This window comes from Mycobacterium botniense (assembly GCF_010723305.1).
Lineage (GTDB): Bacteria > Actinomycetota > Actinomycetes > Mycobacteriales > Mycobacteriaceae > Mycobacterium > Mycobacterium botniense.
Genome location: NZ_BLKW01000004.1, coordinates 369,718 through 388,348, shown reverse-complemented (window position 1 = coordinate 388,348; position 18,631 = coordinate 369,718). Strand labels below are relative to the sequence as shown.

Genomic DNA, 18,631 nt, shown 5'->3' with positions numbered 1-18,631 from the left:
GACCCGATGCCCTCGTTTCGCGCGTTATCCCCAGCGCTCCGGCCGACCGCCCGGACAACCACGTTCACCGAGCCGAACACGCAATCCGGTGTGGCCCCGGTCACCCAGGTGATGGTCGACTGCGGCGTGTATGTGGACGGGATGCGGCTGCCCGGCACCTACACCCACGCCGACGCATTGGCCAAGGCACGAGAAATCCAGCAGGCCGGCCAGATGGCATTCGTCTGGATTGGCCTGCACGAGCCCAACGAGCGCCAGATGCACGATGTGGCTGAAGTTTTCGGTCTGCACCCGCTCGCAGCCGAGGATGCTGTGCAAGCCCATCAACGGCCCAAACTGGAGCGTTATGACGAGACCCTGTTCCTGGTCCTGAAAACGGTCAACTATGTCCCACACGATTCGGTGGTGCTAACCCGGGAGATCGTCGAAACCGGGGAAATCATGATCTTCGTGGGTAAAGACTTCGTCGTCACCGTTCGCCACGGGGAACACGGTGGACTATCCGAGGTGCGCAAGCGGATGGACGCCGACCCGGAGCATATGAGGCTCGGACCTCACGCAGTAATGCACGCCATCGCCGATCATGTGGTAGATCACTACCTTGAGGTGACCAACCTGATGGCCGCGGATATCGACGCCATCGAGGAGGTGGCATTCGCGCCGGGGCACCGTACCGACGTCGAACCGATTTACCAGATCAAACGTGAAGTCGTTGAGCTGCGTCGCTGCGTGAACCCCCTGTCGGTTCCGTTCCAGCGCATCCAGTCAGAACACAAGGATCTGATCTCCAAAGAAGTGCGTCGCTATCTGCGTGACGTTGCCGACCACCATTCTCAGGTCGCCGAGCAGATCGCCAGCTATGACGAAATGCTCAGTTCGCTGGTGCACGCCGCGCTGGCTCGAGTCGAGTTGCAGCAAAACATCGACATGCGCAAGATATCGGCCTGGGCCGGGATCCTGGCGGTACCCACAATGATCGCGGGGATCTACGGCATGAACTTCGACTGGATGCCCATACTGGGCTGGAAGTGGGGCTACCCCGTTGTGATGGCCGTGATGACCGGTCTTTGTCTGATTTTGTACCGCAACTTTCGGCGCAGACACTGGCTGTGACGTTGTCGGCACATCCCAAAGTTTCGATCATTTCGCGTCGGCTCCGGGTGTCTCTGAGCGCAGGAGCGCGGCTCTGCGCCAGTCGCGGTCGGGGTCTGTCACCCCCTATCGGAGGGCGGGGGAATGGTCAGGTTGACCCCCGAATCGGCGTCGAAAACAGCAAGTTTCAAAGTGTCCAAAGCTAATTCGATCGACTGCCCTTTGACCGCCTTCGACTCGGGGGGAACCCTTGCCACGAACTGGTGCTCGTCGCTGCCTGATTCGGCGGCCAGCTCGTCCAGCTGCGCTGCGTGCACATCACAGTCGGCGGTGGTGAAGTGCACGTACTTGTCGGCGCCCAGGGATTCGACCATGTCGACTTTCACCTCAAAAATCAGCGCCCTGATGCGCTGATAGGCGTCGATCAACGCGGCATCGGCAAGATGCTCAGGGCGCACACCGACGATGACGTTGTCTGGTCTAGGGTGCTGGGCGATCACATCGTGGACCGGCTGAGTCAAGGTCACCTCGCCAAACGGCAACATCAGTCCGGTCGACGTCAGAGTGGCGGGAAAGAAATTCATCGCCGGCGAACCGATGAAGCCCGCGACGAACAGGTTGGCGGGCCGCTCGTACAACTCATCGGGGGTACCGATCTGCTGCGCGACACCACCACGCATGACCACCACGCGGTCACCGAGTGTCAGGGCCTCGGTCTGGTCATGGGTCACATAGACGGTTGTCGTGCCCAATCTTCGCTGCAGCCGTGCGATTTCACCGCGCATCTGCACCCGCAGTTTGGCGTCCAGGTTAGACAGCGGCTCATCCATCAAAAACGCCTTGGGATGGCGCACGATCGCGCGACCCATCGCCACCCGTTGTCGCTGGCCGCCCGACAACTGCGACGGCTTGCGATCCAGCAAATCGATCAGGTCAAGAATTCTCGCGGTCTCTTCGACCTTTTGCGCGATCTCTGCTTTTTTCAGCTTGGCAAGGGTCAGCGGGAACGCGATATTTTGTCGAACGGTCATATGAGGATACAGCGCGTACGACTGGAATACCATTGCGATATCGCGGTCTCTGGGAGCCTTCTCATTGACTCGCTCACCACCTATGCGAAGCTCCCCCGATGAGATATCCTCCAAGCCCGCAATCATATTCAACGTTGTGGTCTTACCACAGCCGGACGGCCCGACCAGGATGACAAACTCCCCGTCGGCGATCGTAATGCTTAGGTCCTTCACGGCCGTCGTGCCGTCCGGGTAACTCTTGGTCACGTGATCCAGCACAATCTCGGCCATTGAGCTATCCCTTCACCGCACCAGAGGTCAACCCGGCGACGATCCGTCGTTGGAAGATTAAAACAAAAATGATAATAGGGACGGTGATCACCATTGCGCCGGCAGCGATTGACCCGGTTGGCTCCTCGAATTGCGAACTGCCGGTGAAGTTGACGATCGCCACTGGGGCTGTGATCGAGGCTTTGGTTGCCGTCAGCGACAGCGCAAGCAGTAGATCGTTCCAGGCGAAGATGAACACCAGAATCGCCGCGGTCACGATTCCTGGCGCGGCGAGCGGCACAATCACCTTACGGAAAGCCTGCCCCGGCGTGGCACCATCCATTTTGGCAGCCTTTTCCAAATCCCAAGGAATCTCGCGGAAGAAGGCCGACAGCGTGTAGAGGGCAAGGGGCAAGGCGAAGGTGATGTAGGGGATGACCAGCCCGGCCCAGGTGTTGAACAGGCCGACGGTGCGTTCGATGTTGAACAGCGGTGTGACAAGTGATATTTGAGGGAACATTGCGATCAGAAGGGCGGCGCCGACCAGCAGTCCCTTGCCGCGAAACGACAATCGGGCCACGGCATAAGCTGCCATCGCGCCGATCACCACAGCGATCACGGTGGTGATCACACCAATCCCGATCGAGTTGATCAGCGCCGAGTTGAAGAAGTCGCCACGGAAAATCGCTCGGTAGTTGTCAAAAGTCACCGACGAAGGAATCAATTTGCCGTCTTTGACCGTTGAGGTCGGCTTGAGCGAGAGCGACAGAATCCACAACACCGGAAACAGGGCGTAGAACACCACCAGGACGTCGAGGATGAGCCAACCGGCCGCCCGCTGAACAGCGATTCGCTCAGCCATGGCAACCCCCGCCTGTTGCCGGGATGGTGCAGCAACCCCGCCCGCGCGGTTGCGGGGCGCGCCCTGAGGACCTGCCTCTGCGCCGACCCGCCCAGTAGCCCGGATCGGTGCTGCGGTACTCAAGCTCCATTGCCGCCCCTGCCCGGTGCAGCCGCACCGAAGCCTTTGATAAACACGAACGCGATGACGGCGGCACACAGGAAAATCAACACCGAGATTGCTGAACCAAGGCCCACATTGAAGCCTTTGAACAGATTGTCGTAGCCCAGCATCGAAACCGATTCCGTGTTGTTGGAGCCACCGGTGAGCACATAGATATTGTCGAAGATCCGGAACGCGTCCAAGGTGCGGAAAAGCAGCGCGACCAACACTGCCGGTTTGATCAGCGGCAAAATGACCTTGGTCAGCCGTCGCCACGCCCCGGCGCCGTCGACTTGTGCGGCCTTCAGGAGATCCTCAGGCACCAACGCCAGCCCGGCCAGCAACAGCAACGCCATAAATGGGGTGGTCTTCCATACCTCAGCGAGGATGACGATCGCCAGCGACGGGATCTGCTGCGTCAGCGGCGCGCTGCCGTGCGGCAACAGGTTAGCCAAATATCCGGTGCCCGGCGTCCAGGCGTAATACCAGGAGTATGACGCGGCGACCGTGACGATGCCGTACGGGATGAGCACCGCGGTGCGCACCACACCCTTGCCGACCACAGTCCGATGCATCACCAGCGCCAGCGCCAGCCCCAGCACAAATTCAATCGCGACAGAAACCACCGTAATCGCAAGCGTCACCACAAAAGCTGTCCACCAATACCGATCTGTCAACACGGTCCGGTAGTTGGCCAGACCAACGAAGGCGGTGTTCCCCGGCGTGGCGAAGTTGTACCGCTGCAAGCTCAGCCATATCGCGTAGCCGATCGGATACGCTGCGACCGCCAACATCAAAATCACCGCCGGGCTGATCAGCAGCAACGCCAGTCGCCGTTCGGAGCTGCGGTTCTCCGTCGGCGGAACGCCGGCGACGGTGCCCGGTGCGGGGAACCCGCTCATGGGATGAGACCCCTACCGTCGATAGCTTTTTGCACTTGCTCGGTGAGCTCGCCGGCCGTCCTTTCCGGATCGATTTTGGTGATCGGTGCCAGCGTCGCCGAGATCCGGGTGGACACCGCTTGATACAGCGGCGTCACCGGCCGCACAGCAGCAGTAGTGAGCTGCTGGCGAATAATGGCGTATTGCGGATACTGCTCCTGGAACTGCGGATCCGAGTACAGCGAGGTCCGGACCGGCGACAGGCCACCCTCGATCGAGATGTGTTTCTGGTTGTGGATGTTGCGAAGGCAACGAATCGCCTCGAATGCCTCCGCTTTGTGGCGGGTTGTCTTGGCCACGGCCAGGTTCAACCCGCCGATTGTCACCCGGGCCGGACGACCAGACACCACAGCCGGGTAGGGTGCGAACCCGAGCACCTTCTTGCTGGCGTCATAGGCGACGCGAAACTGGTCGCCGGTAGGTGCGAACATCCCGACACTGTTGATGCTGCTCGCCAAGTCGGGACGCGTATTCAGTGGCAAGAAAGGCACACCGCCCTTCACCGCGTTTTCCAGAATGGAGCGCAAAACGTAGGGGTAGTTGACTTCCAGTGCGGCTTTGCCCTGTTCCAGCGCCAGTCGCGCGGTGCTCTCGTCGGTCTGTGTGATCGATGGGTCGGCTCCGGGGGCGGTCGCTACCGATTTGAGGATCTGCAGCGCCGTAACAGTTGCGGCTCGATGCGCAGGCGTATCGGTCAATGTGACGGTCCGGCCGTCGCCAGAAAGCACCTCACCACCCGCGCTCACCAGCAAGGTGTTGAACCACACCACCAGCCCTTCGTACTGCTTGGCCTGCACGGCAATCCAACTCGGGCCGCCCGCGGCATGCAACCGGGTGGCCTCGGCGACCATGTCGGTCCAGGTCGCCGGTGGCTTATCCATCAAATCTGCTCGGTACCAGAGCAATTGAGTGTTCGAGGTGAGGGGCGCAGCGTAGAGCTTGTGCTTCCAGGTCGCCGTCGCAAGCGGGCCCGGTAGCGTGTCGGTGGTGGCGTCAGCCTCGGCTCGACCGGCCGGATCATCGGATAAGGGAAGAACCCAGCCGGCGTCGGCGAACTCGGCGGTCCACATCACGTCCAGACCCATCACGTCCAAAGTTCGATCGTTGCCGGTAAGTCGGCGCGCCAGCTGCAGGCGCTGGTCGTCGGCCGATTTCGGCAAGCTGACCTGCTGGATGCGGAACCGCCCCCCCAGTTGGTCGGTGCAATTTCTGGCGATGGCGGCAAATGTCGCGCTGTCGGCGGCCGGCGTATAAAAGCTGATCACCCGCCCGCCACCAGCCGCGCAGGCCACCGCCCACGATGCGGTGATTGCCGTCGTCGCGACCGCAGCCAGCCACCGTGCGCGCCCGCGACGACTCGCCACCACACCCGCCTTATCTGTGTCTGTGTTGAGTAATGTCCCGCGCCAGAACCGTAGAGCCACGTGCGCGTGATTCGCAACACTGTGAATGGCCGTGACTTCAGGGGGCCAGCTGCCCAGCAGCACACGCCGCAGCCCGCTGAGCGGTCCACACCCCATGGGCGGTTCAGATCGCCAAGCGTGCCAACAGATCCCGGGCTTTCTCCGCATTTTGCGGATCACAGAGCACGTCGTAGCGGCCCGCCACCAACTGCATAGTCGAGCTGAAGTCCCTTGTACCGCGGGCCATCGCGTAGGGCACAGCAGAGGTGATTAACCCGAAGAACACCCCGGCGATCAGACCGGTTGCGAGTGCAGCCCACGGATTGGGACTAAAGAAACCCAGGACCAACCCGATGAACAGGCCCAGCCAGGCGCCGCTCAGCACACCCCCGCCGAGAACTTTCGGCCAGGTCAGCCGGCCGGTGACCCGTTCGACCTGCATGAGGTCGACGCCGACGATAGTCACCTGGTGCACCGGAAACTGCTGTTCAGACAAATAGTCGACGGCGCGCTGCGCCTCGGCATACGTCGGATACGACCCGACCGGCCAGCCCTTCGGCGGGGTCGGCAACTGAGGTGCACCGCGCCGACCCGCACCTGGGGCGCTCGGGGTCGCGCCGGGAACCTGTCCGGGCTGAAAGGGGCTGGTCATAGATCTCATTCTCCTCTGCCGGGCTCAACGATTCATCTGCCGGTTGACTGCCGCTAAGCAAGCTTGCCCGATTGTCTCGGCGAGGTGGGCTACTTCGGCCGGCCCGTGCGGCCCTCGTCGTCACGAGGCGCGCGACCTGCCCGGTTTCTGCTCGGCCCGCTGTGCGGCCCGCATCCTCCCCAGGCTAGGTTGAACGCATGACAGTTCCCGGCGGCGACTCGGGCGATAAGGCGCGCGACAACGTTAACCAGCCCCCAGCTGAGCAGACCCCGGCACAAGCCGGGCCGGAAGCCCCGCCCGCTGAGCCTCCCCCCGCTCCGGGCGTTGAGCCACCCCCGGGGTTTGCGCCTCCGTCGGCTGCCTCGACACCCGACTTTGCGCACCCCACCTATCCGGCAGCGGGCTACCCGCCCGCGTACCCGCCGCCCGCCGGGTACCCACCGCCGGGATACCCGGAACAGCCCGGATACGGCTCCATGTTCCCGCCCGGACCGCCGGAGTACGGCCAGCCCCGGCCGCCGGAGTACGGGCCGGGGTATCCACCCGGCTACGGCGAACCCTATCCGGGCGGCTATCCGGCACCGCCCTATCCGGGTGGCTACGGTCAGCCCCAGCCGTCCGGGACCAATACGCTGGCGATCGCCGCACTGGTCAGCTCGTGCATTGGCCTGCTCACCTGTATCGGCTCGATTGTCGGAATTGTGCTGGGCGCGGTCGCACTCAACCAGATCAAGCAGGTCCGCCAGGAGGGTTACGGGTTAGCCGTCGCGGGCATCGTGGTCGGAGTTGCGACGCTGCTGGTCTGGCTCATCATCGCAATGTATGCACGGCACCACCTCGGGGCCCCCTAGCGGCGACGGCATCACCGGCACCTATCCGCTCGGCGGCACGAACGGTCCCGATTGGCGCTGCAGGCCTGCCGCGCGGCCCCGGGCGGCTATCACCTGGGCCATTTTGCGGCTGGCCTCGTCGATCATCTCATCACCGAACATGACCGCCCCCCGCGCGCCGCCCGCCACGGAGGTATGCCATGCATAGGCTTCCAGGATCAACTCCGCGCGGTCATAATCGGCCTGGCTGGGCGTGAATATCTCGTTGCCCGCGGCGATCTGATCGGGATGCAGCACCCATTTCCCGTCATAGCCGAGCGCCGCCGACCTCCCCGCTACCCGCCGGAACGCTTCGATATCACGGACCTTGAGGTATGGCCCGTCAATCGCCGCCACACCGTGTGCGCGCGCGGCCACCAGAATCGTCATCAGCACATAGTGGTAGGCGTCACCGACGTCGTATCCGGGGGGTTGCTCACCGACAACCAGCGTGCGCGTGTTGAGACTTGCCATCAGATCGGCAGGGCCCAGCACCAGCGCCTGCACCCGGGGTGCGGCCGCGATAGCGTTCACGTTCGTCAGGCCCGCGGCGTTCTCGATCTGCGCTTCGATCCCGATCCCACCGACCGGGAGCCCGTGGATGGTCTCCAGCTGGGTCAACAGCAAGTCGAGTGCCTGCACATGGGAGACGTCGGAGACTTTCGGCAACACGACGACGTCGAGTTGCCCGCCGGGGGTGGCGGCGACGGTGGACACCACTTCGATGACATCGGCGTGGGTCCATGGCGTCGCCCAGCCGTTAACCCGAACGCCGCGCAGCTGTCCGGCCCAACCCGACTCGGCCAGCGCTTGCGCTACCCGGGTGCGGGCGGGCCCCTTAGCCTCTGGTGCGACGGCATCCTCGAGGTCGAGAAAAACCTCATCGGCGGGCAGGCTTTTAGCCTTGTCGATCATCTTCTGGCTACTGCCGGGAACCGAGAGGCAGGTTCTGCGGGGCCGATACGTGTTATCCACCCTTTCACTCCTACTCTGGCATCCATGGGAGCGGTCGACAGGGTGTACGTGGCGCGGCTCGCGCGAATGCTGGTCCTGGGTCCGCTCGGTGAGTCATTTGGACGCGTCCGTGATGTTGTCATCAGCATCAGCATCGTCCGCCAGCAACCGCGGGTTTTGGGGCTGGTGATCGACTTGGCAACCCGCCGCAGTATTTTCGTGCCGATTCTGCGGGTCGCCGCGATCGAGCCCCACGCGGTGACATTGAACACCGCCAGCCTCTCGCTGCGCCGCTATGAGCAGCGGCCCGGTGAGGTGCTGGTTCTCGGCCAGGTGCTCGACACCCCGGTGCGGATCAGTGACCCCGGACTGCCGCAATTGGCCGGCGCTGACGTCGTCATCACCGACGTGGGCATCGAGCAGGCCCGGACGCGTGACTGGGTGGTGACCAAGGTTGCGGTCCGTAGCCGTCGACGATTGCGGCGACGGGGCTCCGTCTACGTCGTCGACTGGCAGCACGTGCAGGGGCTGACGCCGTCGGCACTGGCGATGCCGGGCCAAGGTGTGACCCAGCTGCTCCAGCAGTTCGAGGGCCGCCGCCCCGTCGAAGTGGCCGAAGCAATCCGCGAACTTCCGCCCAAGCGCCGTTACGAGGTTCTCACGGCACTCGACAACGAACGACTGGCCGATATCGTGCAGGAGCTGCCCGATGAGGATCAGACCGCGGTGCTGGTGCAATTGGGCAGCGAACGCGCCGCCGATGTGTTGGGGGCGATGGATCCCGACGACGCCGCCGACCTGCTGCGCGTCCTGAGTCCGACCGAGGCCGAGGCATTGCTGTGCCGCATGGACCCCGGAGAATCCGACCCGGTGCGCCGGCTGTTGAAACACTCTCCCAACACCGCCGGAGGGTTGATGACCTCAGAGCCGGTCGCGTTGACTCCGGACACGTCGGTCGCCGAGGCTCTCGCCCGAGCTCGTGACCCCGACCTCACCCCCGCGCTGGCATCCCTGGTGTTCGTCGTGCGCCCACCGACTGCCACCCCCACCGGCCGCTACCTGGGTTGTGTGCACCTGCAGCGGTTGCTGCGTGAGCCACCGGCCACACTCGTGGGCGGAATTGTCGACACCGACCTGCCCAGCCTGTTGCCAGAGACCCCGCTGGCCGCAGTAACCCGCTACTTCGCGGCTTACAACCTCGTCTGCGGGGCGGTGGTCGACAACGAGAGCCATTTGCTGGGAGCGGTGACCGTCGACGATGTGCTCGATCACTTGCTCCCGCATGACTGGCGCACCCAGGACGACGAGCACCTTTACCCCGCCGGGAGCCCGTCGTGACCAAATCCTTGTCGCGGCAACGCCTCTACACTCCCCGCACGTCGCGACTGCAGGCGCCCCGGGTGGACCCCGAGGCCGTCGGGCAAATCACCGAGTCCATAGCGAGATTCTTCGGGACGGGGCGCTACCTGCTGTTGCAGACCGTCGTGGTAGTGGCCTGGATCGCGCTGAATGTCTGCGCGACCACCCTGCGCTGGGATCCTTACCCCTTCATCCTGCTTAACCTGGCTTTCTCCACCCAGGCCGCCTATGCCGCTCCGTTGATATTGCTGGCACAGAACCGGCAGGAGAACCGGGACCGCGTTGCGCTCGAAGAAGACCGCCGGCGCGCCGCACAGACCAAAGCCGACACCGAATACCTGGCACGCGAACTGGCCGCGCTGCGACTGGCCATCGGCGATGTGGCAAAGACCCGGGAATACCTGCGCCGGGAACTGGAAGACCTGCGGACCCTGCTGACGAATCTGCAGCCGGAAAAACCGCATACCGCGGCGATACGTTCCGCTGATGGTGCCGACCATCGCGCCAAAAAACGGGGATGAGACCCGGTTTGGTGGCCAGACCCGCCTCGGAGTGGCTCAGGTCCCGCGCCCGATCAGCACGGAGTCAACGATTGCTGCCACCAACCGTCAAGTGTTATGTATGGTGACCTAGTCCATGAGGCCCAACATGATTCCACCAGCGCCTGATAGGGCTCACCTACCGAGGACGATCGAGTGCGCATAAGGCCAGGCTGGGGTGCACACCCGGCATTCCCAGCGGTGCGGCGAGGAGTACGCCGCGTGCTGCGGAACATATCAGCCTTCGGTGCGGGCATGTGGATTCCGTTGCAGCAGCGTCTGACCCGTGTGACACAAACGCCTTTATTCGGGATGGCCGTGATCACTCCGCTGGTTCTCGCCGGCGCTGTCGGCGCGGCGGCCCCCCGATTTCCCGCGGAGGCCGCCGCAGTGCACGGCACCCCGATCACTCCGATGGCCGCGGTCGCGTCTTCCCCGGTCGACCGCTCGGGCCCGGCGATAATCGCGGTCCGCCGTCCATTGCGGACCCTCCACGTCGCAGCAGCTACCACATCGGCTCCTCCGCCGCCGGTCGTGGTGAATTCGCCTGGCGCCCTGGGTATTCCGATGGTAGCGCTCAGCGCCTACCGCAATGCTGAGCGGATAATGGCCGCGTCGGAACCAGGCTGCGGAATCAGCTGGAACCTGCTGGCCGGGATCGGACGCATCGAATCGATGCACGCAAACGGTGGCGCCACCGACGTCCACGGCACCGCGATCTGGCCGATTTACGGTCCCGCACTCGACGGCACGCTGCCGGGTAACGCCATCGTCGTCCAAAGCAACGTCGGCGGCCGGGTGGTCTACGCCCGCGCAATGGGGCCGATGCAATTCCTACCCGGAACGTGGGCGCGGTACGCGTCCGACGGCGACGGCGATGGGAGAGCCGACCCGCAGAACCTCTTCGACTCCACGCTGGCCGCCGCCCGCTACCTGTGCAGCGGAGGGCTCAACCTGCGTGATCCGTCGCAGGTGATGGCCGCGATTTTGCGCTACAACAACTCCATGCCCTATGCCCAGAACGTCCTGGGCTGGGCCGCCGCCTATGCCACTGGCGTGGTTCCGGTCGACCTGCCCCCGCTGATCGGGCCTCCGCCGCCGCTGGGCGACATACACCTGGAGAACCCCGAGGGGATCGGCCCGGGGCTGCCGCTGAACATCCATGGACTGCCGTCTAACGACCCCATGGTCCGGTCGCCGCTGATCGACCTGGGGCCGACTCCACTCACCGGCCAGTCACCGCTGTGGCCGTGGCTGCCACGGCCCACCCAGACGCCGTCGTCATGCACATTGATCTGCATCGAGTCGCAGAATCCGCCGCCGGCGGCCTGGCAACCGCCGTGGGCCGGCCCGCCGCCGTCGGCGGCAATGCCACCTCCGCCGTTCGCACCACCCGCGCCGCTGCCCCCCGAACCGCCTTTCGCCCCGCCGGCGGCCAACGGCCCGGTGCCCGGTGCCGGCAACTGACCAGCGGGCATTCGGGGACGCCTACACTCGGCGGTGATGTCCAGAACCCCCGATTCCGCCGAGGGCTTGAGCTCCGCTGTTCGTGCCGCGCTCGCCAAGGTGATCGACCCTGAGCTGCGCCGCCCGATCACCGAACTCGGGATGGTCAAAAGTGTCGACGTCGACGCCAGCGGCAACGTGAACGTCGAGATCTACTTGACCATCGCCGGCTGCCCGAAAAAGTCCGAGATCACCGAACGCGTCGCCAACGCGGTCGCAGACGTTCCCGGTACCGGTGCGGTGCAGGTCGGCCTGGACGTGATGAGTGACGAGCAGCGCACCGAGCTGCGGAAGAAATTGCGGGGCGATGCCCGCGAGCCCGTCATTCCGTTCGCACAGCCCGGCTCGTTGACGCGGGTATACGCGGTTGCCTCCGGTAAAGGCGGTGTCGGCAAATCCACCGTCACAGTGAACCTCGCTGCGGCAATGGCGGCACGCGGCCTGTCGGTCGGCGTGCTCGACGCTGATATCCACGGCCACTCCATCCCCCGCATGATGGGTACCACCGACCGGCCCACCCAGGTGGAGTCGATGATCCTGCCGCCGATAGCCCATGACGTGAAAGTCATCTCGATTGCGCAATTCACGCAGGGCAACACGCCGGTGATCTGGCGCGGCCCGATGCTGCACCGGGCATTGCAGCAGTTCCTGGCCGATGTGTACTGGGGCGATCTGGATGTGCTGCTGCTCGATCTGCCGCCGGGCACCGGCGACGTCGCCATCTCGGTGGCCCAGCTGATTCCCAACGCGGAAATCCTCGTGGTGACCACACCACAACTTGCCGCAGCCGAAGTAGCTGAGCGCGCCGGCAGCATCACGCTACAGACCCGCCAACGCGTTGTGGGCGTCGTAGAAAACATGTCGTGGCTGGCGTTGCCGGACGGCTCGAAGCTGCCGGTGTTCGGCGAGGGTGGCGGCCGACAGGTCGCAGAACGCCTGTCGCGCGCTATTGGCGCCGAGGTACCGCTACTGGGACAGGTCCCGCTCGACCCTGCGCTGGTCGCGGCGGGTGATGCCGGCACACCGATCGTGCTGAGCGCCCCTGACTCCCCGGTGAGCAAGGAACTGGTCGGCATTGCTGATGGCTTGTCCTCGCGTCGCCGCGGCTTGGCTGGCATGCCCCTGGGGCTGGATCCCACTCGGCGTTGACTGCCGGACTCCTGCCGCGGCCAGATCGCGCCGGCCGGGTACGGGCTTGGTTTAACGTTGCCGCACACCTGCGGCCCGTATCGCCGCCGCGCTACGTCGCGTCGGTATCAAACGGGGCGGGGCCTTCGACCCACTGGTGAGGTGTCGGCGCTGACGGATGCTCTGCCGGCGAGGGTGCAGATTTCGGTGAGACGCCATCGGGCCGGTCGAAGGTAGCAGGGAACAAGAAGTCGTCACCGTCGAGTAAATGCTTGGTCAGCGCCGCGCGCGGCGTCAGTCCGCGCAGTTTGTGCAACTCACTCAACGGTTCGCGCAATTCGTCGAACTCGGGTCCGATGTCCTCACGCAGCTGGTTGGTCACAGCACTGAGATAGTCACGCGCCTGCCGTACCGCGTTCGCCGTCCAGCGGATCGCCCCGGGAAGCCGTTCGGGGCCGAGGATCACCAGCCCGAGCACCACCAGCACGAGCATTTCGCCCCAGCCCACATTCGCGAACATTTAGCCGCCGTCCGGACCGGGTTTGACCGTCAGGGTGACGTGTCGGCCATCGCGGATCACCTCCACCGGCGCGTCCTGCCCGATGGTCAACTGTCGCACAGCGACGACAAACTCGTCGGCGTCAGCGACGGTGCGGTTGCCGACCTTGACGATCACGTCGTTTTCCAGGATCCCGCCCTTCTCTGCAGGACTTCCTACCTTGACGTTGGCCACCTGAGCACCCGAGGCTATGGCATTGCTGACCGAGCGGGTAGTCACTCCCAGCGTCGGATGCACGATCTTGCCGTCCCTGATCAAGGTTTGCGCGACCAGTTTGGCTTCATTGACCGGGATCGCGAACCCCAGCCCGCTGGCGCTATCGGACAGCGATTTCCCGGCGGTGTTGATGCCGATCACCTGAGAAGCCATATCGATCAACGGGCCGCCGGAGTTGCCGTGGTTGATCGAGGCGTCGGTTTGGACGGCGTCGATAACGGTATCGGTGTCCGAGCCCTCACCCGATAGCGGGACGGGGCGATGCAGCGCGCTGATGATGCCGTGCGTCACGGTGCTGCGCAACCCCAGCGGCGCGCCGGCAGCAAGCACCTCATCACCGACGCGAACCTTGTCAGAGTCACCGAGGCGGGCCACCGTCAGATTGTTCACGTTGTCGACCTTGAGCACAGCCAGGTCGGTTTTCGGGTCGCGGCCAACCAGGTTCGCGGGCACTTCCTTGCCGTTATTGAACACCACCGTCGTCTTCCACTGGCTGGGGTTGTTGGCCGCCTCCGAGATGACGTGGTTATTGGTGACGATGTAGCCGCGGCCATCGACAACGACACCCGAGCCTTGCATCCCTTCCTGATCGCTGACAGATTCGACTGTTACGACCGAATCGGCTACTGCGGCTGCCACTTTGGCGAATCGGCCAGCGGGCGCTTGGGCGTTGCCGTTGGTTGGCAGGGTGACCTTCGATGTCGTGAATGCTTCAGCGACCTCTGCTGTCTTCCGGCCCACCCAGCCGCCGACCACGCCGATCAACAGCGCGACGACGGCCAGGACGGCCAGCGCCCGATAGGAAACTTTCCCACCGAAAAGCACGTCGCGCACGCCGAGCTTGTCACTTCCCCCGATGACGGCATGCGGCTGGGGTGGTGCCAGCGCCGGGCCGCCCAGAGCCGCAGCGGACGCGGGATCCCGCCACGGGTCGTCGGGCTCTTCCGGCCCGCTGTCCCTGTCTTCATCCAACGCACCGGCGTCGACGGGGTGACGCTGGAGTGACTCGGCACCCGGATACGGGCGGCCGAAGGCCTCCTCGAGCACAGGGTCGGCCGGCCGATGATGCGGAGTGAACGTGCTTTCGTTGCGGTACTTCGGCGGGCGCACCGCTTCGGCCACGAAAGACCCGTGGACCCCGTGCGGGCGCCCGAAAACCTGGCGCGAAACGGGGTCGACCGGGGGGCGGGAAATGGGGCGCGGCCCTAAGCGGTCACCGCGATAGTTGTCCTGGTCGGCGCTCACCTTGTCCTCTTTCGACCCGTCACCAAACCGCGCGCTAAGCCAATCTGCACGTGCTGTCCAGCCTAGCGGCGCTTACCCGGGTCATGCCCGTCATCGTCGGTGAGCTGCTCCGATGACAGCGGCGCCGCGCCGGGCGGCGAGTGCGGGATCTGTGACAATACCCCGAGCAGTGTGCTGGGAATCCGTATGGGATGCGAATCGCGCAGCGCCGCCCGCGCCCGGTTCTGGCCATCCACTTCGGCAGCGCACTCAGGACACAGCGACAGATGATGCGCCGCACGCAGGTGCGCGCTCATGCGCAGCTCCCCATCCACGAACGCCGCGATGGCCTCGGTGGACAGATGCTCAGTGGAGCTGAACTGGCGGGGAGCGCCGACCGGAGCGTCATTTTGAGAGGCAAACGGTGATGGGAGCCAGGAAAACGCGCGACGGAACACATGTCCCCGGTCGCCCATGACAGCTCCTTTCCACCCCACCTCCACGTGCGTACCTCGAATGTAGCGCGCGGCCTGATGCATGAGCACCCATCACACAGCCGGCCAGACCCGCACAGTGGTGCTGAAGCCGATCCACCACCGCGACCCCGCCTTGTCCGGTTATGCGGGGTTGACCGTCGCTCCCGGCACATCGGGACGCGCATCGTGCGCCGGATGAGCGGCCAGATAGTCGCGCAGCGCCTGGCGGCCCCGGTGGATGCGGCTGCGTACCGTCCCCAGCTTCACGCCCAGCGTCGCACCGATTTCCTCGTAGGACAGGCCTTCGATATCGCACAACACCACTGCGGCGCGGAACTCCGGCGGCAGCGAATCCAGGGCCGCCTGCAGGTCGGGCCCAAGGCGCGAATCGTGGTAGATCTGCTCGGGGTTGGGATCGCTGGCGGGCACCCGATCGTAATCGTCTGGCAACGCTTCCATGCGAATGCGTGCACGTCGACGCACCATGTCCAAAAACAGGTTCGTGGTGATGCGGTGCAGCCAGCCTTCGAATGTTCCGGGCTGGTAGTTCTGAACCGATCGAAACACCCGGATAAAGGTCTCTTGGGTTAAATCTTCGGCGTCGTGCTGATTGCCCGAGAGCCGGTAGGCCAACCGGTATACCCGGTCGGCGTGCTGGCGCACCAACTCATCCCAGGACGGCATCGTGGCCTTGTCACCGGTCGCGTCGAACACGGCGGTGCCGAATAGTTCCTCGGATGACTCCACCCAGTCCGTGTCGCGGCGCCGCTGAGGATGCGACATACTGGTCGGGCTCATGAGTGTGGTGATGATCGGATCCTCCGAATCGGGCCTGCCGTAACTGATCGACAGTTGGTCACCGCGCGTAACGCGCAGCTCCCACGGGGTATTCCCGTCCCAGCTGTCGGCGCGTTCCATGCAACTACGGTCGCCTACCGGCGTGTGGTCGGTATGTGACCCGACTGAGCTTTCACTGAGAAGCCCGGCCGCACAGTCACGTACTGCAGATATGCGGTGCCGTGTGACATTCATCAACGTGCCTGCCCGGGTGTGTCGCGAGGTCGGGCACCCCGCGGAATCGGGCGTGCCTGCCTGACGGCGACGCCGGTTGGACTTACGCTGCGGGCATGCCCAGTACCGACCACCCCCCCGGTCAGGCGGCTCTGAGTCGGGCCGAATCTCTCACCGCACACGCCGAAGGATCGATATCAGAGGATGCGATTCTCGTGGCCGCGCGCGACCGCGCCATGGACATTGGCGCCGGGGCGGTAACCCCGGCGGTCGGCGCGCTGCTGAGCCTGCTGGTCAAGCTCAGCGGTGGTAAGGCTGTCGTCGAGGTGGGTACCGGCGCCGGGGTGAGCGGCCTGTGGTTGTTGTCGGGCATGAGTGAGGACGGGGTTTTGACCACGATCGACGTCGAACCCGAATACCAGCGGATCGCCAAAGAGGCGTTCGCCGAGGCCGGGATCGGGCCGTCACGAACGCGCCTGATCAGCGGCCGGGCCCAGGAGGTGCTGACCCGGCTCGCCGATGCGTCGTATGACCTGGTGTTCATTGACGCCGATCCGCTCGACCAGCCCAGCTACGTCGCCGAAGCGGTGCGGTTGTTGCGCCCCGGCGGGGTGGTCATCGTGCACGGCGCGGCCCTGGGCGGGCGTGCAGGCGATCCCGCAGCGCACGACGCTGAGGTGACAGCGGTCCGGGAAGCGGCCCGGCTGATCGCCGAGGACGAGCGGCTCACCCCGGCCTTGGTCCCGCTCGGCGACGGGCTGCTGGCCGCGGTCCGCGATTAACGCGTCGTTCCGGATTTCGGGCCCGGTGTCGCATTGACAGCGTCCTGAACAACTGTTTAATGTGCTGAACATGCGTTCAGCCGATCTGACCGCCGCCGCCCGAATCCGCGATGCGGCGATCCGGCAGTTCGGCGAGCATGGCTTCGGTGTCAGCCTGCGCGCCATCGCTGACGCCGCCGAGGTAAGTGCCGCGTTGGTGATCCATCACTTCGGCTCCAAAGACGGCCTGCGCCGGGCCTGCGATGACTACGTCGCTGACGAGATCCGCACCGCAAAGTCGGAGTCAATGCGCTCCAACGACCCGGCCACCTGGTTCGCCCAGTTGGCTGAGATCGAGTCGTATGCGCCCATCATGGCATACCTGGTGCGCAGTGTGCAGTCTGGCAGCGAATTAGGAAAAGTGCTGTGGCGCAGGATGATTGAAAACGCCGAGGAGTATCTGGACGAGGGTGTGCGGGCCGGCGCCATCAAACCCAGCCGCGACCCGAAGGCCAGGGCCAGGTTTTTGGCAATCACCGGTGGCGGCGGTTTTTTGCTGTACCTGCAATTGCACGAAAACCCCACCGATCTGCGGGCGGTGCTGCGCGACTACCGCAACGACATGCTGCTGCCCTCCCTGGAGGTCTACACCGAGGGCCTGATGGCCGATCCCACGATGTACGACGCGTTGCTGGCCGCGGCCCGGCAAGGAGCCTCCGATGCCCGCTGACACTAGCCATATCGCTATCGACATTCACTCCCTCACAAAACATTTCGGCTCGGTGCGAGCGCTGGATGGCTTGGACCTGACAGTGCGCGAAGGCGAGGTGCACGGCTTTCTGGGCCCCAACGGCGCCGGTAAGACGACGACGATCCGGATACTGCTGGGCGCGGTCAGGGCCGATAGCGGGACAGCTCGACTGCTCGGCGGCGACCCGTGGACCGACGCTGTCGGGCTGCACCGTCGTATCGCCTATGTGCCAGGCGATGTCACACTATGGCCCTCGCTCACCGGCGGCGAAATCATCGATTTACTGGCCCGGATGCGCGGCGGTATCGACCGGAAGCGCCGCGCCGAGCTGATCGAGCGCTTCGACCTCGACCCGCGCAAGAAGGCCCGCACCTACTCCAAGGGTAACCGCCAGAAAGTCTCCCTCGTCTCGGCGTTCTCGTCACGGGCCGAGCTGCTGCTGCTCGACGAGCCGAGCACCGGACTGGATCCGTTGATGGAGCACGTCTTTCAGCAGTGTGTGGGAGAAGCACGCGACCGCGGCGTGACTGTCTTGTTGTCGAGCCATCTCCTGGCTGAGACTGAGGCGCTCTGCGATCGGCTGACTATCATCCGGGCCGGCAAGACCGTCGATAGCGGTTCTCTGGACTCTATGCGCCACCTCAGCCGTACCTCGATTAAAGCCGAAATGATTGGTGACCCAGGAGATCTCACGCGGATCAAGGGCGTGGAGAATGTCAGCGTCGTAGGCAACATCCTGCACGCGCAGGTCGGCAGTGAAAGCCTGGGTGAACTCATTCGGGTACTCGGCGAAGCGGGTGTGCGCAACCTGGTCAGCCACCCGCCGACCTTGGAGGAACTGTTTTTGCGCCACTACAGCGTCGACGGTGAGCGGGCGCGCAGCGGACAGGAAGTGCGGACGCCATGA

Annotated in this window: 19 protein-coding genes; 9 read left to right on the top strand and 10 right to left on the bottom strand. The window is 64.5% G+C overall.

The features are described from left to right. Positions 1-6 precede the first annotated feature (6 nt). Entirely contained in the window at positions 7-1,113 is a 1,107-nt protein-coding gene (gene corA / locus G6N08_RS11965; RefSeq protein ID WP_163757554.1) for a magnesium/cobalt transporter CorA, read from the top strand. Between the two features lie 98 nt (positions 1,114-1,211). On the opposite strand, the gene G6N08_RS11960 is transcribed toward corA, so the two are convergent. The 5 genes from G6N08_RS11960 to G6N08_RS11940 all read right to left on the bottom strand — a co-directional run bounded on the left by G6N08_RS11960 (position 1,212) and on the right by G6N08_RS11940 (position 6,371). After that, entirely contained in the window at positions 1,212-2,393 is a 1,182-nt protein-coding gene (locus G6N08_RS11960; protein WP_163757552.1) for an ABC transporter ATP-binding protein, read from the bottom strand. A 4-nt stretch (positions 2,394-2,397) separates the two neighbouring features. Continuing rightward, positions 2,398-3,234, bottom strand: a complete 837-nt coding sequence (locus tag G6N08_RS11955; protein ID WP_163757550.1) for a carbohydrate ABC transporter permease — start codon at positions 3,232-3,234, stop codon at positions 2,398-2,400. Between the two features lie 119 nt (positions 3,235-3,353). Then, positions 3,354-4,277, bottom strand: coding sequence for a carbohydrate ABC transporter permease (locus tag G6N08_RS11950; RefSeq protein WP_163757548.1), 924 nt, complete (start codon positions 4,275-4,277; stop codon positions 3,354-3,356). Beyond that, positions 4,274-5,680 carry an extracellular solute-binding protein gene (locus tag G6N08_RS11945; RefSeq protein ID WP_163757546.1) on the bottom strand — a complete coding sequence of 469 codons (1,407 nt, stop codon included), beginning with the start codon at positions 5,678-5,680 and terminating at the stop codon, positions 4,274-4,276. Before G6N08_RS11945 ends, G6N08_RS11950 begins: the two co-directional genes overlap by 4 nt. 163 nt (positions 5,681-5,843) lie before the next feature. After that, complete coding sequence (locus G6N08_RS11940; RefSeq protein WP_163757544.1) at positions 5,844-6,371, bottom strand: general stress protein; 528 nt, start codon at positions 6,369-6,371, stop codon at positions 5,844-5,846. A 197-nt stretch (positions 6,372-6,568) separates the two neighbouring features. Here G6N08_RS11940 and G6N08_RS11935 point away from each other — a divergent pair, with 197 nt between their 5' ends. Next, positions 6,569-7,222: a DUF4190 domain-containing protein gene (locus G6N08_RS11935; RefSeq protein ID WP_163757542.1), complete on the top strand. Its 654-nt coding sequence runs from the start codon at positions 6,569-6,571 to the stop codon at positions 7,220-7,222. Between the two features lie 21 nt (positions 7,223-7,243). Here the strand turns inward: G6N08_RS11935 and G6N08_RS11930 are convergent, their stop codons facing one another. Beyond that, on the bottom strand, positions 7,244-8,215 hold the full coding sequence (locus G6N08_RS11930; protein WP_163757540.1) for an HpcH/HpaI aldolase/citrate lyase family protein: 972 nt from the start codon (positions 8,213-8,215) through the stop codon (positions 7,244-7,246). Between the two features lie 24 nt (positions 8,216-8,239). Here G6N08_RS11930 and G6N08_RS11925 point away from each other — a divergent pair, with 24 nt between their 5' ends. The 4 genes from G6N08_RS11925 to G6N08_RS11910 all read left to right on the top strand — a co-directional run bounded on the left by G6N08_RS11925 (position 8,240) and on the right by G6N08_RS11910 (position 12,747). Further along, positions 8,240-9,532, top strand: coding sequence for a magnesium transporter MgtE N-terminal domain-containing protein (locus G6N08_RS11925; protein WP_163757538.1), 1,293 nt, complete (start codon positions 8,240-8,242; stop codon positions 9,530-9,532). Continuing rightward, positions 9,529-10,074 carry a DUF1003 domain-containing protein gene (locus G6N08_RS11920; RefSeq protein ID WP_163757536.1) on the top strand — a complete coding sequence of 182 codons (546 nt, stop codon included), beginning with the start codon at positions 9,529-9,531 and terminating at the stop codon, positions 10,072-10,074. Before G6N08_RS11925 ends, G6N08_RS11920 begins: the two co-directional genes overlap by 4 nt. Positions 10,075-10,248: 174 nt before the next feature. Then, a complete protein-coding gene (locus G6N08_RS11915; protein WP_371869019.1) occupies positions 10,249-11,559 on the top strand; it encodes a lytic transglycosylase domain-containing protein in 1,311 nt (436 codons plus the stop codon). 9 nt (positions 11,560-11,568) lie between these two features. Next, positions 11,569-12,747, top strand: coding sequence for an Mrp/NBP35 family ATP-binding protein (locus G6N08_RS11910; RefSeq protein ID WP_163760513.1), 1,179 nt, complete (start codon positions 11,569-11,571; stop codon positions 12,745-12,747). Between the two features lie 91 nt (positions 12,748-12,838). Here the strand turns inward: G6N08_RS11910 and tatB are convergent, their stop codons facing one another. From tatB to sigE, 4 genes are all read right to left on the bottom strand, one after another. Continuing rightward, the gene (gene tatB, locus G6N08_RS11905) at positions 12,839-13,246 is read right to left on the bottom strand and encodes a Sec-independent protein translocase protein TatB (protein WP_163757534.1); all 408 of its coding nucleotides are present in this window, start codon (positions 13,244-13,246) and stop codon (positions 12,839-12,841) included. After that, a complete protein-coding gene (gene htrA, locus G6N08_RS11900; RefSeq protein ID WP_163757532.1) occupies positions 13,247-14,746 on the bottom strand; it encodes a serine protease HtrA in 1,500 nt (499 codons plus the stop codon). A gap of 62 nt (positions 14,747-14,808) precedes the next feature. After that, positions 14,809-15,201: an anti-sigma E factor RseA gene (gene rseA, locus G6N08_RS11895; RefSeq protein WP_163757530.1), complete on the bottom strand. Its 393-nt coding sequence runs from the start codon at positions 15,199-15,201 to the stop codon at positions 14,809-14,811. Positions 15,202-15,342: 141 nt separating this feature from the next. After that, on the bottom strand, positions 15,343-16,119 hold the full coding sequence (gene sigE, locus G6N08_RS11890) for an RNA polymerase sigma factor SigE (RefSeq protein WP_163757528.1): 777 nt from the start codon (positions 16,117-16,119) through the stop codon (positions 15,343-15,345). A gap of 209 nt (positions 16,120-16,328) precedes the next feature. Between sigE and G6N08_RS11885 the strand changes: the two genes are divergently transcribed. The 3 genes from G6N08_RS11885 to G6N08_RS11875 all read left to right on the top strand — a co-directional run bounded on the left by G6N08_RS11885 (position 16,329) and on the right by G6N08_RS11875 (position 18,631). Beyond that, positions 16,329-16,994 carry an O-methyltransferase gene (locus G6N08_RS11885; protein WP_163757527.1) on the top strand — a complete coding sequence of 222 codons (666 nt, stop codon included), beginning with the start codon at positions 16,329-16,331 and terminating at the stop codon, positions 16,992-16,994. Between the two features lie 70 nt (positions 16,995-17,064). Next, the gene (locus G6N08_RS11880) at positions 17,065-17,703 is read left to right on the top strand and encodes a TetR/AcrR family transcriptional regulator (protein WP_163757525.1); all 639 of its coding nucleotides are present in this window, start codon (positions 17,065-17,067) and stop codon (positions 17,701-17,703) included. Further along, positions 17,693-18,631, top strand: coding sequence for an ABC transporter ATP-binding protein (locus G6N08_RS11875; protein WP_163757523.1), 939 nt, complete (start codon positions 17,693-17,695; stop codon positions 18,629-18,631). Before G6N08_RS11880 ends, G6N08_RS11875 begins: the two co-directional genes overlap by 11 nt.

Bases quoted from the DNA above. Each gene is read 5' to 3' on its own strand.
- rseA (WP_163757530.1), bottom strand. From the start codon at position 15,201: ATGGGCGACCGGGGACATGTGTTCCGTCGCGCGTTTTCCTGGCTCCCA.
- G6N08_RS11955 (WP_163757550.1), bottom strand. From the start codon at position 3,234: ATGGCTGAGCGAATCGCTGTTCAGCGGGCGGCCGGTTGGCTCATCCTC.
- G6N08_RS11960 (WP_163757552.1), bottom strand. From the start codon at position 2,393: ATGGCCGAGATTGTGCTGGATCACGTGACCAAGAGTTACCCGGACGGC.
- corA (WP_163757554.1), top strand. From the start codon at position 7: ATGCCCTCGTTTCGCGCGTTATCCCCAGCGCTCCGGCCGACCGCCCGG.
- G6N08_RS11885 (WP_163757527.1), top strand. From the start codon at position 16,329: ATGCCCAGTACCGACCACCCCCCCGGTCAGGCGGCTCTGAGTCGGGCC.
- G6N08_RS11875 (WP_163757523.1), top strand. From the start codon at position 17,693: ATGCCCGCTGACACTAGCCATATCGCTATCGACATTCACTCCCTCACA.
- G6N08_RS11935 (WP_163757542.1), top strand. From the start codon at position 6,569: ATGACAGTTCCCGGCGGCGACTCGGGCGATAAGGCGCGCGACAACGTT.
- G6N08_RS11880 (WP_163757525.1), top strand. From the start codon at position 17,065: ATGCGTTCAGCCGATCTGACCGCCGCCGCCCGAATCCGCGATGCGGCG.
- G6N08_RS11950 (WP_163757548.1), bottom strand. From the start codon at position 4,277: ATGAGCGGGTTCCCCGCACCGGGCACCGTCGCCGGCGTTCCGCCGACG.
- G6N08_RS11925 (WP_163757538.1), top strand. From the start codon at position 8,240: ATGGGAGCGGTCGACAGGGTGTACGTGGCGCGGCTCGCGCGAATGCTG.
- G6N08_RS11940 (WP_163757544.1), bottom strand. From the start codon at position 6,371: ATGACCAGCCCCTTTCAGCCCGGACAGGTTCCCGGCGCGACCCCGAGC.
- sigE (WP_163757528.1), bottom strand. From the start codon at position 16,119: ATGGAACGCGCCGACAGCTGGGACGGGAATACCCCGTGGGAGCTGCGC.
- tatB (WP_163757534.1), bottom strand. From the start codon at position 13,246: ATGTTCGCGAATGTGGGCTGGGGCGAAATGCTCGTGCTGGTGGTGCTC.